This window comes from Actinospineispora acaciae DSM 45401, from assembly GCF_000620785.1.
In the GTDB taxonomy this organism is placed as follows: domain Bacteria; phylum Actinomycetota; class Actinomycetes; order Mycobacteriales; family Pseudonocardiaceae; genus Pseudonocardia; species Pseudonocardia acaciae.
On the sequence record NZ_JIAI01000013.1, the window covers coordinates 11,990 to 27,857 of the forward strand.

At 73.0% G+C, this 15,868-nt stretch carries 15 protein-coding genes; 10 read left to right on the plus strand and 5 right to left on the minus strand.

What is annotated here, in order from left to right; all coding sequences use genetic code 11:
* Positions 1-23: 23 nt before the first annotated feature.
* From N912_RS57245 to N912_RS0138080, 9 genes are read left to right on the plus strand one after another with little or no spacing between them, the layout of a single operon-like run.
* Positions 24-959 carry an SDR family NAD(P)-dependent oxidoreductase gene (locus N912_RS57245; RefSeq protein WP_169748031.1) on the plus strand — a complete coding sequence of 312 codons (936 nt, stop codon included), beginning with the start codon at positions 24-26 and terminating at the stop codon, positions 957-959.
* Entirely contained in the window at positions 959-3,130 is a 2,172-nt protein-coding gene (locus N912_RS0138045) for an acetate--CoA ligase family protein (RefSeq protein ID WP_084211574.1), read from the plus strand. The genes N912_RS57245 and N912_RS0138045 overlap by 1 nt, the downstream gene beginning before the upstream one ends.
* Complete coding sequence (locus N912_RS0138050) at positions 3,127-3,930, plus strand: citryl-CoA lyase (RefSeq protein ID WP_169748032.1); 804 nt, start codon at positions 3,127-3,129, stop codon at positions 3,928-3,930. The genes N912_RS0138045 and N912_RS0138050 overlap by 4 nt, the downstream gene beginning before the upstream one ends.
* A 1-nt stretch (position 3,931) precedes the next feature.
* Entirely contained in the window at positions 3,932-4,843 is a 912-nt protein-coding gene (locus tag N912_RS61115; RefSeq protein ID WP_051581388.1) for an LLM class F420-dependent oxidoreductase, read from the plus strand.
* Positions 4,830-5,738, plus strand: a complete 909-nt coding sequence (locus N912_RS61120) for an FAS1-like dehydratase domain-containing protein (RefSeq protein ID WP_051581389.1) — start codon at positions 4,830-4,832, stop codon at positions 5,736-5,738. Before N912_RS61115 ends, N912_RS61120 begins: the two co-directional genes overlap by 14 nt.
* Positions 5,738-6,538 (plus strand): ABC transporter ATP-binding protein, encoded by an 801-nt coding sequence (locus N912_RS57260; protein WP_051581390.1) that lies wholly within the window; start codon positions 5,738-5,740, stop codon positions 6,536-6,538. Before N912_RS61120 ends, N912_RS57260 begins: the two co-directional genes overlap by 1 nt.
* A gap of 11 nt (positions 6,539-6,549) precedes the next feature.
* Positions 6,550-7,395 (plus strand): ABC transporter permease, encoded by an 846-nt coding sequence (locus N912_RS57265; RefSeq protein WP_169748033.1) that lies wholly within the window; start codon positions 6,550-6,552, stop codon positions 7,393-7,395.
* The gene (locus N912_RS61125) at positions 7,392-8,462 is read left to right on the plus strand and encodes an ABC transporter substrate-binding protein (RefSeq protein ID WP_051581392.1); all 1,071 of its coding nucleotides are present in this window, start codon (positions 7,392-7,394) and stop codon (positions 8,460-8,462) included. Before N912_RS57265 ends, N912_RS61125 begins: the two co-directional genes overlap by 4 nt.
* A complete protein-coding gene (locus N912_RS0138080) occupies positions 8,440-9,363 on the plus strand; it encodes a 2-dehydropantoate 2-reductase (protein ID WP_051581393.1) in 924 nt (307 codons plus the stop codon). Before N912_RS61125 ends, N912_RS0138080 begins: the two co-directional genes overlap by 23 nt.
* Positions 9,364-9,426: 63 nt before the next feature.
* Here the strand turns inward: N912_RS0138080 and N912_RS0138085 are convergent, their stop codons facing one another.
* Positions 9,427-10,158, minus strand: a complete 732-nt coding sequence (locus tag N912_RS0138085) for a GntR family transcriptional regulator (RefSeq protein WP_245645722.1) — start codon at positions 10,156-10,158, stop codon at positions 9,427-9,429.
* A gap of 105 nt (positions 10,159-10,263) precedes the next feature.
* Here N912_RS0138085 and tcuA point away from each other — a divergent pair, with 105 nt between their 5' ends.
* Positions 10,264-11,739, plus strand: coding sequence for an FAD-dependent tricarballylate dehydrogenase TcuA (gene tcuA, locus N912_RS0138090; RefSeq protein WP_028926544.1), 1,476 nt, complete (start codon positions 10,264-10,266; stop codon positions 11,737-11,739).
* Between the two features lie 39 nt (positions 11,740-11,778).
* Here tcuA and N912_RS0138095 read toward each other — a convergent pair whose 3' ends face one another.
* From N912_RS0138095 to N912_RS57275, 4 genes are all read right to left on the minus strand, one after another.
* Positions 11,779-12,843, minus strand: a complete 1,065-nt coding sequence (locus N912_RS0138095; RefSeq protein WP_037068797.1) for an isocitrate/isopropylmalate dehydrogenase family protein — start codon at positions 12,841-12,843, stop codon at positions 11,779-11,781.
* 255 nt (positions 12,844-13,098) lie between these two features.
* Positions 13,099-13,905: an SDR family NAD(P)-dependent oxidoreductase gene (locus tag N912_RS0138100; RefSeq protein WP_028926546.1), complete on the minus strand. Its 807-nt coding sequence runs from the start codon at positions 13,903-13,905 to the stop codon at positions 13,099-13,101.
* Between the two features lie 261 nt (positions 13,906-14,166).
* Positions 14,167-14,688: a universal stress protein gene (locus tag N912_RS0138105; protein WP_037068798.1), complete on the minus strand. Its 522-nt coding sequence runs from the start codon at positions 14,686-14,688 to the stop codon at positions 14,167-14,169.
* A gap of 101 nt (positions 14,689-14,789) precedes the next feature.
* Positions 14,790-15,821, minus strand: coding sequence for a GlxA family transcriptional regulator (locus N912_RS57275; RefSeq protein ID WP_051581416.1), 1,032 nt, complete (start codon positions 15,819-15,821; stop codon positions 14,790-14,792).
* Positions 15,822-15,868 lie beyond the last annotated feature (47 nt).

Below are 15,868 nucleotides of genomic sequence, written 5' to 3' on the forward strand. Positions count from 1 at the left end.
CGCGAAACGAAAGGAACCCTGAGTTGGCGGAGACTAGTGGCGGGTTGGCCGCGCCTCGCGGTGGCGTCATCGTGACCGGCGGTGGCGGCGGGATCGGCGCCGAGGTGGCGCGCCGGTTCGCCTCGGCCGGGTACGGCGTCGTGGTCAGCGACCGGGGCGTGACGGTGGCGGGCGACGACCCGGCGCCGGACGCGGCGAACCTGGTCACCGAGCAGATCCGGGACGCGGGCGGGCGCGCGGTGGCGCACCACGGCTCGGTCTCCGAGTTCGCCGTCGGCGAGGAGCTGGTGGAGCTGGCCACCTCGGAGTTCGGCCGGCTCGACGGGTTGGTGACCTGCCACGGGATCCTGCGCGAACGCATGATCTTCAACATGTCCGAGGAGGAGTGGGACTCGGTCATCGACGTCCACCTCAAGGGGACGTTCAACTGCGTGCGCTTCGCCACCGCGCGGATGCGCACCCAGCGCGCCGGCAGCATCGTCACCATGACCTCGGCCTCCGGGCTGGAGGGCAGCCCCGCGCAGGCCAACTACGCGGCGGCCAAGGCGGGCATCGTCGGGTTGACGGCGAGCACCGCGCTGGCCATGGGCCGCTACGGGGTGAACGTCAACTGCATCTCCCCGGCCGCCAACACCCGGATGACGGCCCGGATCAGCGCGCGCACCACCAACACCCGCCCGGCCGCCGAGCGCGGCAACCCCGGGCTGATCGCCGACGTGGCGCTGGCGCTGTCCGACCCCAGGGCGCGCGAGGTGACCGGCCAGGTGCTCACCGTCACCGAGCAGCGGCTGGCCCGGTGGGTGCCGACGCACGAGCAGGAGAACATCACGTTCGACGCCGAACCGGGGCTGGACGACGTGGTGGACGCCGTGCGCAATCGCCTGGGCGTGGCGCCGCTGCGGCGGTTCGCGGCGCTCGGGCTGGACCTGCCGGCCGCCGTTGCGAACGGGACCAACTGATGTCCGGAGCACAAGAGGGGATCCGGCGGCTTTTTCAGCCGCGCGCGGTGGCCGTGGTGGGCGCGTCCGACGACCCGGGGCGGATCGGCGGGCGCCCGGTGGCGCTGATGCGCCGGCACGGGTACGGCGGCGCGATCTACCCGGTCAACCCGAAGTACCAGACGGTGCAGGGGCTGCGCTGCTACCCGGACATCGCCTCGCTCCCCGGCGACGTCGACCTGTACGTCATCTGCCTGCCCGCCAAGCTCGCGGTGGAGGCGGTCGCGACGGCCGGGGCGCACAGCTCGGACGGCAACGGCTCCGGCCCGGCGGCAGTGGTGTTCGGCGGCGGGTTCGCCGAGGCCGGCGAGGAGGGGCGGGCGCTGCAGCACGCGCTGCGGGAGGCGGCGGAGGCGCACGGCACGGCGGTGGTCGGGCCGAACACGGTCGGGCTCGCCTCGTTCGCCCACCACAGCTACCCCACGTTCACCACCACGCTGGCCGCCATCCCGGAGGTGGAGGCCGGCGACATCGGGCTGGTCAGCCAGAGCGGCGGGTTCGCGTTCAACCTGTTCGCCGAGTCGTACTCGGCCGGGGCGCGGTTCGCGCACGTGGTGGGTTCGGGCAACGAGGCCGGGCTGACCTTCCCGGACTACCTGGACTACATGGCCGAGGACCCGGGCGTCGCCTCGGTGATCGGCTACCTGGAGGGCACCTCGGACGGGGCACGGCTCGGGCGCGCGCTGGAACGGCTGCGCGCCGTGGGCAAGCCGGTGTTCCTGCTCAAGAGCGGGGCGTCCGAGCGGGGCCGGGAGGCGGCGGCCACCCACACCGCGCAGCTCTCCGGCGACGACGAGGCCTGGACGGCGCTGTTCGAGCGGCACGGGGTGACCCGGCTGCACAGCATCGACGAGGTGGTCGACGTGGCCAGGGCGCTGTCGCTGGGCGCGGCGTCCGCCGAGTTCGCGTCCAAGGGCGTCGCGATCAGCACCAACTCCGGCGGCACCGCCGTGTACATGGCCGACACCGCCGAGCGCTACGGCGTCCCGCTGGCCCCGCTGGCCGGGCGCACCCGGGAGCGGCTGGCCGAGGTGCTGCCCGCGTTCGCGCACGTGCAGAACCCGATCGACATCACCGCGCAGGTGGTCAACGACCGGACGCTGCTGCCGCGCGCGCTCGCCACCCTGGACGAGGACCCGGACATCGGGCTGCTGCTCGTTTTCCTGGGCGCCATGCCCGACCTGGCCGACCAGTTCATCGGCCAGCTGCGCGAGCTGGCCCCGAAGATGGACACCCCGCTCGCGCTGAGCTGGGCGGGCGTCCCGGAGAGCATCCGCCAGCGGGCCGCCGAGGCCGGCCTGACCGTGGCCGGCGACCCCGGCCGGGTGCTGCGCGGGCTGGGCATCGCCCGAGGTTCGCTGGCGCGGATGGCCGAGGCGCCCGGGCTGGACGCCGCCTCCGAAGAAGACACCGCCGAAGACACCGCGCCGGCCGAGCTGCCCGACGACCTGGTGGCGCACGCGCTGCCGGACGGGCGGCACGGGCTGGACGAGTGGCAGAGCATGCGGCTGCTCGAAGCCCGGCTCGGTGACCTGGCTCCGGCCCGCGCCAAGGTGACCACCGCGGACGACGCCGTCGCGGCCGCCGAGAAGATCGGCTACCCGGTGGTGGCCAAGGTGCTCGCCCCGTTCCTGCCGCACCGCGCCAAGGTCGGCGCGGTGGCCACCGGGCTCGCGGACGCCGACGCCGTGCGGGCCGCGTTCCAGGAGTTCGCGGAGAAACACGACGCCCGCGAGGTGCTGATCGCCGCGCAGGTCACGGTCGGCGCCGAGCTGATCGCCGGAGTCCTGTCCGACGCCGTGTTCGGCACCAGGGCGGTGATCGGCTCGGGCGGCGTGCTGGCCAACGAGATAGCCGACGTCCGCACCCTGGTCCCGCCCTACGACGCCGGCTACCTGGCCGCCGAGCTGTCCGCGCTGAGGCTCGCGCCCGCACTCACCGCCCACAAGCCGCTGCCCGCCCTGGCCGCCGACCTGCGCATCGTGCTGACCGCGCTGGCCGCGGCGGTGGAGGGCTCGGGCGGGCGAGTCATCTCCATCGAGTGCAACCCGCTGTCGGTCACCGAGGACGGCGTGACGGTGCTGGACGCGCTCGCGGTCATGGACCAAAACCAAAGGAGTACAGAGAAGTGACGGACAACGGACGGGTGCGGGCCGAGGTCGAGATCGGCACCCGCATCGGTCACGCCAACACCAACCGGGTCACGGTCCGCGACCTCGACCTGGTGGACGACCTGATCGGCCAGGTCAGCTACGCCGAGCTGACCCTCCTCGCGATCACCGGCAAGCGCCCGGACCAGGGCGCCGTGCGGATCGTGGACGCGATCCTGGTCAGCCTCATGGACCACGGCCTGACCGCGAACGCACTGGCCGCCCGCCTCAACTACTGGGTGGCCCCCGAAGCCATCCAGGCCGCCGTGGCCACCGGCCTGCTCGGCGCCGGCAGCCGACTGCTCGGCTCCATGGAGGGCTGCGGCCGCCTGCTCACCGAGATCCGCGCGGACATCGAGGAGGGCACCCCGCGGCGCGAGGCCGTCCGCGACCGGGTCCGCGAGCTGCTCGACGCCGACGAACGCGTCCCCGGCATCGGCCACAACCTGCACAAGGGCGAAGGCGGCGACCCCCGCGCCGCCAAGCTGCTCGCGGTGGCCCGCCGCGAGGGCTACGCCGAGCGCTACGTCCCGCTGGTCGAGCTGCTCCCCGAGGTCCTCACCGAGCTGACCGGCAAGTCCCTGCCGCTCAACGCCACCGGCGCCATCGGCGCACTCCTCATGGAAGTCGGCGTCCCCTGGCAGCTGCACCGGGGCTTCGCCCTGATGAGCCGCACCGCGGGCCTGGTAGCGCACGTCGGCGAGGAGATCGACAACCCGCTCACCCCGGAGATCAGGAAGATGCTGCGCAAGGTGAGCTGGATCGACGAGGACGGTGCGTGACATGAGGTTCTGGAACCAACTGCCCCAGGGTGGCTGGGTGGCCAGCCGGGAGAACGTCCGGGTCTACGCCATGCTGACCGAGGAGCTGGGCCTGCACGGGCTCTGGGTGGGCGACCACATCGTCATCCCGCCCGGCTACGAGTCGCAGTACCCGTACGCCGCGACCCACCCCGTCCCGGCGGACCGCCCGTTCCTGGAGGCGTACACCACGCTGGCCTACGTCGCGGGCGCCACCCAGCGGGTCCGGATCGCGGTGACCGCCGCCGTGACCCCGTACCGCCACCCGCTGCTGCACGCCAAGGTGGCCGCCACCCTGGACCACCTCTCCGGCGGCCGGCTGGAGATCGCGCTGGGCGTTGGCTGGCTGCGCGAGGAGTTCGACGCGCTGGGCGCCCAGTTCAAGCACCGCGGCGCCGTCACCGACGAGACGATCGAGTCGATGCTCGCGCTGTGGACCGGCGAGCCGGTGTCCTACGCCGGCAAGCACGTCTCCTTCGACACCGTGCAGTGCCTGCCCCAGCCGGTGCAGCGCCCCGGCCCGCCGCTGTGGATCGGCGGCAGCGGCCCGAGGGCGATCCGCCGGATGAAACGGTTCGGCGCCGGCTGGCTGGGACCGGACATGCCCGTCTCGACGTTCCTGGAGCAGGTCGAGCAGGCCCGCGCGGACGGCGACGAGCTGCCGGTCTCGGCGAAGGTCTGGCTGCTCGACGACGTCGACCCGGACGGCGACGAGCTGGCCATCTCGGTGGTCGGCGGCAGCCCCGACCTGGCGGTGCTGAAGCGGCTGGCCGCGGCCGGGATCACCGACATCCGGCTGGACCTGTCCCGGCTGCCCAGCCACGAGCGCCCCAAGCACATCCACGCGTTCGCCCGCGCGAGCCGGAAGGAGGGCCTGCTCAGTGACGACGACTAAGCCCCCGACTGAACCCCCCGGTGGTGTCGAAGCCCTGGTCGGGAGGGACACCGGCTGGCAGCCGTTCGACTGCGAGGCCTGGCGGGCCGAGCGGCTGCTGGCCGCCTCCGGCCTGACCGACCCGGCGTACCACCCCAGGCCGGGCGCAACGCACCCGCCGCTGGTGCCGCCCACCTACCCGGTCGCGGTGCGCCTGGACACCGAGGCCCTCGGCATCCCGGACGCGCCGAGCCGGCTCAACGGCGGCAACACCATCCGCTGGCTGGAACCGGCCCGGCTGGGCGAGCGCCTCCAGCGCCGGACCACGATCACGAGCGTCGACACCAAGGACGGCCGCAGCGGGCGGCTGGTGTTCTACACGCTGGAGTCCACCTTCCGCCGGCCGGACACCGAGCGCATCGTGGCCACCACCCGCAACATCACCATCCGCCGCTACCCGAACCCGGACAGCGGAGTCGGCACAGGCTCTCGCTCCCCGAAGCAGGCCGGCGAGGACGAGAAGCTGCCCGTGCTGCTCAAGGTCACCCCGACGACCCGTGACCTGGTCCGCTACGCGGCCGGCAGCGACGACTACTACGAGGTGCACTACGACGAGCCGTTCGCCCGCCGCACCGGGCTGCCCGGGGTGATCAGCCACGGCCTGCTCAAGCTCGCCTGGTTCGCCAGGGCGGCGCTGGAGTGGGCCGGCCCGGGCGCGGTGCTGCGCGAGCTGTCCGGCTCGTACCGGGGCGTCGACCTGGTCGGCCGGGAGTTCACCGTGCACGGCGGCCCGTCCGACCCGCGCGCCGAGGACGGCCCGGGCGGCACCACCGCGCTCACCCTGGTCGGCCGCTCCGCCGACGGCGCGGTGACCACCAGCGGCCACGCCGTGGTCGACGTCTCGGAGCGTGCGTGATGACCGCCGGGCTGAAGCTGGCCGGGGTGGAGAAGGTGTTCGCCCCGCGCGGGCGCCCGCCGACCACCGCGCTCAGCGAGCTGAACCTGGAGATCGAGAGCAACGAGTTCGTCGCCGTGGTCGGCCCCAGCGGCTGCGGCAAGACCACCCTGCTCCGAGTGCTCGCCGGCCTGACCCTGCCCAGCAAGGGCGCGGTCACCCTGGACGGCGAACAGATCACCGAACCGCGCCCCGACCTGGTGATGATGTTCCAGTCACCGACCCTGCTGCCGTGGCGCAAGGTGATCGACAACTGCCTGCTGCCCATCGAGATCCGCCGCAAGGTCACCCCCGAGGACGCCGACCGCGCCCGTGACCTGCTGGAACGCGCCGGGCTCGGCGGCTTCGAGGACAGGTACCCGAACGAGTTGTCCGGCGGCATGCAGCAGCGGGTGGCGCTGTGCCGGGCGTTGATCGCCCAGCCCTCGGTGCTGCTGCTCGACGAGCCGTTCGGCGCGCTGGACGCGATGACCCGCGACCAGATGAACCTGGACCTGCACCGGATGTGGCACGCCAACGAGCTGACCACCGTGCTCATCACGCACAGCATCACCGAGGCGGTGCTGCTCGCGCAGCGGATCGTGGTGATGTCCCCGCGCCCCGGCCGGGTGGTGGACGTCTACCGGGTGCCGCTGCCGGCCAGCCGCGACCTGGACGTGCTCAACAGCCCTCGGTTCGCCGAGGCATGCGCCTACGTGCGCCAGTACTTCACCAAGGACGGCTCCGAGAACGACCCCGAGAACGGCACCGAGGATGGCTAAGGACGGCAACGATGCCCGACACGACCCTGCTGACCACTGAACAAGCCGCGGTCTCCCGTCCCACCGTGGCGGCGGGACCGCGCTCGGCCCGGTGGAGCCGAGTGGTGATCCCGATAGTCCTGCTCGCCGTCCTGCTGGTCCTCTGGGAGTACGTCCCGCCGGCGCTCGGGGTGCAGTCGTTCATCTTCCCCCGGTTCTCCTCGGTGATCGCCAACTTCGTCGCGCCGGACATCCTCAAGCTGATGGGCACCAGCCTGCTCGTCACCCTGCAGGAGGCGATGATCGGGCTGGTCATCGGCGCCGGCACCGGCATCCTGGCCGGGTTCGCGCTGGCCGAGTGGGCCGCGCTGCGCCAGGCGCTCTACCCCTACATGGTCGCGTTCCAGTCCCTGCCGAAGATCGCCGTCGCGCCGCTGTTCGTCATCTGGTTCGGCTTCGACCTGACGCCGAAGGTACTGGTCGTGGCGATGTTGACGTTCTTCCCGCTGGTGGTGAACACGATGGCCGGGATCACCGGCGTTGACCGCGACCGGATCGACCTGTTCCGCTCCATGTGCGCCAGCCGGGGCCAGGTGTGGCGCAAGCTGCTGCTGCCCTCGGCGCTGCCGTCCATCTTCGCCGGCCTGGAGGTCGCGGCGGTGTTCTCCCTGCTCGGGGCGATCACCGGCGAGTTCGTCAGCTCCAAGGCCGGGCTGGGCGTGCTGCTGCTGCAACAGCAGGCGAACTACTACACCGCCGGCGTGTTCGCGGTGCTGATCGTGCTGGCCGCGCTCGGAGTGGCGCTCAACCAGCTCGTGCAGATGCTGCGCAAGCGCCTGCTGTTCTGGCACTCCAACTCGGACGGCCGGGCATCATGATCCGGCGGTTGGTCACCGCGGCGGTCGCCGTCGCGCTGGGCTGTGTGGGCCTGTCCGGCTGCGGGTCCTCGGACGACGGCACGATCACCGTCGGCATGGCGGCGCCGAACATGAGCGCGAACTGGGTGCCGCTGGCGGTGGCCCAGGAGCGCGGCTTCTTCGCCGCCGAGGGGCTGCGGGTCAACATCGAGTACCAGCAGACCAGCGACGGCGTGCTCAAGGCGATGGCGGTGGGCCGCACCCAGATCGGCGCGTCCGTCCCCGAGGCGGTGTTCCCGGCGCTGGACCACTCGCAGCGGCTGACCATGATCTACAACTGGTGCCGCAAGCCGGTGGCCATGCTGGCCGTCCAGCGGGACTCGAAGGTCCGCACCATCGCCGACCTGCGCGGGGCCACCATCGGGGCGCAGTCGCTGGCGGCCGGGCCGGTGCAGCTGGCCAAGGCCTCGCTGGCCCAGGCCGGGCTGGACCCGGCGAAGGACGTCAAGTTCGTCGCCGTCGGCACCGGCGCGTCCGCGCAGAACGCGCTGGAGACCGGCCGGGTGGGCGCGCTGATGCTCTACGACTCGCTGTACTCGCCGATGGAGCAGGCCGGCGCCAAGCTGCGCTACCTGGAGGCCAAGAGCGTGGACGACCTGTTCGCCACCACGTTCGCGGTCGACCCGGCCTGGCTGGCCACCCACCGCGAGCAGGTCGCCGGGTTCGGCCGGGCGTTCACCAAGGCGCAGGTCTGGGCGCGGGCCAACCCGAAGGCCGCCGTCGAGCTGATGTGGCGCGGGTTCCCGCTGAGCAAGGTCACCCCGTTCCGGGACAAGGAGATGCAGACCCAGTTGGGCATGTACACCGCGCGCAGCCGCTCCACCGACCTGGCCAACGCCACCCCCGGCCAGCGCTGGGGCGAGTACGAGCCGTCGGCGCTGCGGCACTGGCAGGGCTTCACGAAGGAGCAGGGCCTGGTGAAGAAGGAGATACCGCTGCAGGACGTCTACACCAACGAGTTCGTCTCCGCGTACAACGACTTCGACGTCGACCAGGTGGTGCGGGATGCCCAGAACTTCCGACTCTGACCCGGAGCACGCGGCCTCCGTGGCGGTGGTCGGGCTAGGCGCCATCGGTGGCATGCTGGCCGCCGACGCGGCCGACGCCGGGCACCGCGTGACGGCCTGCGTCCGTACCCCGTTCGACAAGTTCGTGCTCGACCAGGACGGCACCCGCCGGATCGTGCCCGTGACCGTGGCCACCGACCCTGACCAGGTAGAACCGGTGGACTGGCTGGTGGTGGCCACCAAGGCGCAGGACACCGCCGCCTCGGCGCCCTGGCTGCGCGCGCTCGCCGGTCCGGACACGGTCACGGTGGTCGCGCAGAACGGCATCGAGCAGCGCAGCCTGGTCGGGTCGTACCTGGCCGGCGGCCCGGTGCTGCCCGCGCTGGCCGCCGTCTCGGCCGAACGGGTGGCCCCCGGCGAGGTCGTCGTCCACCGCACCGGCACCCTGGTCGTCCCCGACGACCCCGCCGGCGCGCGCCTCGCCTCGCTGCTCACCGGCGACCTGGTCTCGGTCCGCCCGGTCGCGGACTTCCACACCGCCGCCTGGCGCAAGCTGCTGAGCAACGTCGTGGTCAACCCGATCACCGCCCTGACCCTGCGCCGCGCCGCCGTCCTGACCGAACCGGACATCGTCGAACTGGCCACCGCCCTGCTCACCGAGGCGGTCCGGGTGGGCATCGCCGAGGGCGCCGACCTGTCGTACAACGAGATCCCCGGCATCATCGACCGCTACCGCACGTTTCCCCCGTCCGGCGGCAGCTCGATGCTCTACGACCGCCTGGCCGGCCGCCCGCTGGAGCAGGAGCACCTCACCGGCGCCCTGGTCCGCGCCGCCGACCGGCACGGCATCGACGCACCCCTCAACCGAGCCGTGCTCTCCCTGCTCCGAGCGGTTCGCTCCCCAACGTCCGTGAGTGGCTAGGGTCGCGACCTTGTCTTCGTCTCACCCACGAGGCGGTGACATTTGACCCTAGCCACTCACGGGTCAGGTACCCAGCAGGATCGACAGCCGTATCTCACGGGCGCGGCGCATGTGCTCGGCGGCGGCGCTCTCGGCCCGGTCGGGGTCACGGGCCTCGATCGCGCGCACGATGGCGTCGTGCTCCTCGATGGCCTGGCAGGCGCGGCCGGGCTGGGCCATGGTCGACACCGGCAGCCGGCGCACCGCGTGCTCGACCTGGCCGAGGAACCGGTCCAGGTAGGTGTTCGCGGCGGCCTCGCGCAGCGCGCGGTGGAACGACAGGTTCTGCCGGGCGAGGTCGTCGACGTTCCCGGCGTCCGCGCTGGCGCGCATCTGCTCGCCGATCTCGTCCAGCGACTCGACCAGACCGGCCGGGCAGCGGGTGGCGGCCAGCCGGGCGGCCAGGCCCTCCAGGTTCTCCCGGACCACGTACAGCGCGAGCACGTCCTCCAGCGACAGCGGCGCCACCACCGTGCCGTGATGCGCCGTCTTGACCGCCAGCCCCTCGTCGGCCAGCCGCCGCAGCGCCTCCCTGACGGGCGTGCGGCTCACCTCGAACGCGCTGGCCAGCTCGTCCTCGCGCAGCCAGGTGGACGGGGCGAGCACGCCGTCCAGGATGGCCTCGCGCATCGCGTCGGTGACCACCTCGGTGGTCCGCCCGCGCACCGCGCCATCGCCCAGGTACCGCTTCAAGGTCGCCAGCGACGCCGGACGGCCCTGGTCCTCCGGCGAGGTCGGCTCGGGCGCTGATGACACGCGATAACGCTACGCGGAGCGGCATGACCGCGATACTCGGGGTAGAGTGACGGCCATTGCATGCAAGTTGGATACGAACATCCGGAACGACAGAGCGGAGCGGGGATGCCAGCGCGGAAAGTGGTCGTGGTGGGTGCCGGGAACGCGGCGTTATGCGCGGCACTGGCCGCCCGTGAAGGCGGCGCCGAGGTCGTCGTGCTGGAGGTCGCCGAGCGCGAGCTGCGCGGCGGCAACACGGCGTTCACGGCGGGCGCCATGCGGGTGGCCTACAACGGCGTGGACGACCTGCGCGCCCTGATGCCCGAGCTGACCGACGACGAGGTGGCCGTCACCGACTTCGGCAGCTACCCGGAGTCCGCGTTCCTGGACGACGTGGCCAGGGTCACCGAGTACCGCTGCGACCCGGAGCTGGCCGCCCTGCTGGTCGAGCGCAGCTACCCGACCATGCTGTGGATGCGCGACAAGGGCGTACGGTTCATGCCCATCTACGGCCGGCAGGCGTTCAAGGTGGACGGCAGGTTCACCTTCTGGGGCGGCCTGACCGTCGAGGTCTCCGGCGGCGGCCCCGGCCTGATCGACTACCTGTCCAAGGCCGCCGAGCACGCCGGCATCACCATCGAGTACGGCGCCCGCGCCGTGGACCTGGTCGCCGACGACGACGGCGTGCACGGCGTGCGGGTTCGCCAGCACGGCCGCACCCGCACCGAGCACGCCGACGCCGTGGTGCTGGCCGCCGGCGGCTTCCAGGCCAACCCGGAGATGCGCACCCGGTACCTGGGCCCCGGCTGGGACCTGGCCAAGGTGCGCGGCACCCGGTACAACACCGGCGACGGCATCCGGATGGCGATCGACGCCGGCGCCGCCTCGGCGGGCAACTGGTCGGGCTGCCACGCGGTCGGCTGGGAGCGCAACGCCCCGGAGTTCGGCGACCTGCGGGTCGGCGACGCGTTCCAGAAGCACAGCTACCCCTGGGGCATCATGGTCAACGCCGAGGGCCGGCGGTTCGTCGACGAGGGCGCCGACTTCCGCAACTACACCTACGCCAAGTACGGCCGGCGCATCCTGGAGCAGCCCAGCCAGTTCGCCTGGCAGGTGTTCGACCAGCAGGTCATCCACCTGCTGCGCGACGAGTACCGGATCCGCGAGGTCACCAAGGTCACCGCCCCCACCCTGGAGGAGCTGGCGAAGAAGCTGGACGGCGTCGACCCGGCCGGCTTCCTGCGTGAGGTCACCGAGTACAACGCCGCCGTGGACACCGCCACCGCGTTCAACCCGAACGTCAAGGACGGCCGCTCCACCACCGGCCTGGCCGTCAACAAGACCAACTGGGCGAACCGGCTCGACCAGGGCCCGTTCGAGGCCTACGCCGTGACCTGCGGGATCACGTTCACCTTCGGCGGCCTGCGGATCGACCCCGACGCCCGCGTCCTGGACACCGACATGCGCCCGATCCCCGGCCTGTTCGCCGCCGGCGAGCTGGTCGGCGGCCTGTTCTACTTCAACTACCCCGGCGGCACCGGCCTCACCAACGGCGCCGTCTTCGGCCGCATCGCCGGCATCGGCGCAGCTCAGACCCCGTGAGTGGTTAGCGTTGCTATGGCAACGCTAACCACTCACGGGTCAGACGCGGGCCACGATCGCCTTGGTCACGGCCCGCGTGCCGTCCTCGGCGCCGCCGTCCGGGCGCAGCCGCACCGCGCCGTCCGCGAACGCCCGCTCCACCGCGGACCGCAGCCGGGCGGCGGCCGACGCCCGGCCGGCGTGCTCGAGCAGCATGCCGGCGGACAGCACCTGGGAGACCGGGTTGGCCAGGTCGCGGCCGGCGATCGCGGGGGCGCTGCCGTGGATCGGCTCGAAGTAGGCGGCGGTGGCGCCGATGTTTCCGGACGGGCACATGCCCAGCCCGCCGGCGGTGGCCGCGCCCAGGTCGCTGAGGATGTCGCCGAGGAAGTTCTCCATGACCAGCACGTCGAACCGCTCGGGCTCGGCCACCAGGGCGTGCGCGGCGGCGTCCGCGTAGAGGTGGTCCGCCGCGACGTCCGGGAACTCGGCGGCCACCTCGTCGAACACCTCGCGGAACAGCGCGAAGCTGCGCAGCACGTTGCTCTTGTCCACGCAGGTGACCTTGCGCTTGCCGTCCGAGGGCGCGCCGGAGCGCGAGCGGGCCAGCTCGAAGGCGAACCTGGCCACCCGCTCGACGCCGGGGCGGGTCACCAGGAGCTGGTCGCAGGCGGCCGCCTCGGTGGCCACCCCGGCGCCCCTGGACAGGTACAGGCCCTCGGTGTTCTCCCGGACGATCACGTAGTCGATCTGCCCGGGCTCGTGCCTGGTCGCGCCGCGCACCCCGGGCAGCAGCCGCACCGGGCGCACGTTCGCGTAGGTGTCCAGCCCGACCCGCAGCACGCCGCCGAGCAGGCCGCCCTCGGTGCCGTCCGGCCTTCGCACCCCCGGCAGCCCGACCGGGCCCTTGAGCACGCCGTCGACCGCCCGGAACCTGTCCAGCGCGCCGGCGTCGAGCGGCGCCCCGGTCTTGTCGTAGTGCCCGGCGCCGCCCGGTTCGTCGTGCACCCGCACCGTGAATCCCTCCGCGCCCGCCACCGCATCGAGCACCTCGAGCGCACTGGCCACCAGCTCGGGGCCGATGCCGTCACCACGCACCACCGCCAGGGACAACTCAGATCGCATACAAAGAGTATGCAATGTGTCCCCGGAATCGGCGCGGCGACCCGTCCGGGTTGGGCGCGCGTCAAGAGTCGGCGGGATCGCGTTAGGGGCGCGCGAGCGGGCGAGGCGGCGCGCCCGGGCCGGGATCACGCTGGTGGCACGACCGGGAGGTGGGAGCCACACGTGAACGACCTGAACCACACGATCATGCTGATCGCCGTGTTCGCCGGCCTCGTGCTGGCCCTGCGCATCGTCCGGTACCGGGCGGTCGACCGCTCAGCGCGGCTCGACCAGCTTCTCGGTCAACCGCCGCAACCGCCGCAGCGCGCCGGGGTCGTCGACCGACGCGGCCGCGTTGTCCGGCAGCAGCCCGAGGTAGAAGGCGCCGTCGCGGACCAGGGCCGGCGGGCAGAGCTGGGTGACAATGTCCGAGGCATGCTCGGCCGGTGTGCGGTCCCACCTGCGCATGCGGGCGATCTGAGGGTCGTCGCTGCCGGCGTCGACGCAGATCGCGGAGATGCCCGACGCGGCCAGCGACCTGGTGAACATGGTGACCGCTAGGGTCGCCTGCCCGTAGGCGGCCAGCGGCGTGTAGCCCTTGGCGCGGGTGGGATCGGCCCACGCGATGCCGGCGCCGCGGTGCAGCACCGAGGAGAGGCTGACGACACGGCCGTTTCCGGCGGTCAGGCAGCCGCGCAACCCGTCGGTGAGCACGAACGGCGCCAGGTAGTCGACCGCGAACGTGCGCTCGTGCCCGTCCGGGGTGAGCAGCCTGCGCTCGGCGGGTCCGGCGTGCGCGGCGTGCACCAGCAGCCCGAGGGCCGGGTGCCGCCCGGCCAGCTCGCCGGCCAGCCGCCGGACCTCGGCGAGGCGGGTCAGGTCGGCGGCGGCGGTGTGCAGGCGCAGCGGCTCGGCGCCGTCCTTGACCAGCTTCTCGGCCGCCGCCTCGGCGTCCTCGGCGGTGTCCGCGTGCAGCACGACCGACCACCCCGACTCGGCCAGCCGCGCCGCGAGCAGCCGGCCGAGATCGCCGGCGGCGCCGGTGACCACCGCGACGCGGGACGAAGACGAACTGTCCAACATGATCCATCCAACGAGGAAGCGGGGGCGCGCTGACGCGTCGGCCCCGGACCGGGTGAGTGAGCAGAGGTGAACCCGACGGCGGAATCGACCGGTCGGGGCTGTCGGGAAGTGTGGGTGCCGTGCGGCGCGGGCTCAGGCCGGCGCGCCGCACGGCACGAGATCAGGCGGCTGGTCGCACAGCGCGCCCGGCCGCGTTCCACCGCCCATGGCGGTAACTCTCAGCGAACCCAATGTGGCCGGACAAGCTCCCCTAACGTGTTCTTACCGCCGGCCGGGGTGTCGTTCGAGGTCGCGCACGATCCGCCGCACGGCGAGGGTGCGGCCGAGCGCGCCGGACCCGGGCCGAGGCGGTGGCACCACGAGCACACCGCACCGGGCGCGCCGCAGGCAGTGGCCGGCCACCGAACCGCCGAGCAGGCGGCGCACCGGCCCGGGGCCGCCGACCACGAGCAGGTCGTCGTCCCGGTCGGCGCAGCGGACCAGCACCTGCCCGGGGGCGCCGCGCCCGACCCGGATGCACACCGCCAGGCCGGCCGGGACACCGCCGAGCGCCTCCTCCCAGGCCACGTGCAGCCTGCGCAGCGCGTCCCGTTCCCAGAGCCCCAGCAGGGGCGGGCAGGGGTGGCGGCGGTTGAAGATCTCACCGCCCTGCGGGATCCAGGCCAGCACGGACCACAGCTCCGCATCGCGCAGCCGGGCCTCGGTCACCGCCCGGCGCAGCGCCCGCAGGCTGCCCGCCGAGCCGCCCACCCCGACGATGACCCGTCGGACGCAGCTGTCCACCGCCGTCGTGATCCCTTCTCCCGTACGCGGAAGCCGGCACGTCCGAGCAAACCAGCTTCGCCGGGCCGGGTTCGGCTCGTCGGGCGATCCCTGATGCGGTCTTAGCGCCCGTTGACGGCGTCATGGTCGCCAAGCGCGCCGTTGGAGGCGCCCCGGAAGGTGCGGCGGTAGGCCAGCGGGGCCACCCCGATCGCGGCGTGCAGGTGCTGGCGCAGTGACGCGGTGGTGCCGAAGCCGGCCTCGGTGGCCACCCGTTCCACCGGCAGCTCGGTGGACTCCAGCATGGTCCTGGCCAGCTGCACGCGCTGCTGGGCCAGCCACCGCGCCGGGCTCAGCCCGGTCTCCGCGCGAAACCGCCTGGTGAAGGTCCGCACGCTCATCCTGGCGTGGCCGGCCAGCTCGACCAGGGTGAGCGGCTCGTCGAGCCGGCGCATCGCCCACGCCCTGGTCGGGCCGGTGCCGGAGTCGGCGGGCTCGGGCAGCGGGTGCTCGATGAACTGCGACTGGCCGCCGTCCCGGAACGGGGACACCACGCTGCGCCGCGCCACCCTGGCCGCCACCTCGGCGCCGTGGTCGCGGCGCACCAGGTGCAGGCACAGGTCGATGCCGGCCGCGTTGCCCGCCGAGGTCAGCACGTCGCCGTCGTCCACGAACAGCACATCCGGGTCCAGCGCGACCCTCGGGTACAGCGCGCGGAACCGCTGCGCGTGCAGCCAGTGCGTCGTCGCCGGCCGCCCGTCCAGCAGCCCGGCGGCGGCCAGCACGAACGCGCTGGTACAGATGGACACCAGCCGCGCCCCCCGGCCGGCCACCGAGGCGAGGGCGGCGGCGAGCTCGGGCTCCAGCCGGCCCTCGGTCAGCGCGGTGCCGACGTTGATGCCGGGCAGCACGACGGTGTGCGCGGCGGCCAGGATCGACGCGTCGTGCTCGGGCAGGACCCGGTAGCCCGCCGAGGTTCGCACCGGGCCGCCGTCCAAAGTGCACGTCCGCACCCGGTAGAGCGGCCGGCCGTCGGGGTCGGTCGCCGTTCCGATGAACTTGTGCGGCAGGCCCAGCTCGAACGCGATGACGCCGGGCTGCGCCAACACAGCGACCTCGTGGACGGGCGGCCCAGCGGACGGCGCGGTGGACATGGCCGGATTCTTGCACATGTTGTCTTTCAAGCCACTTCCGCGCGGGC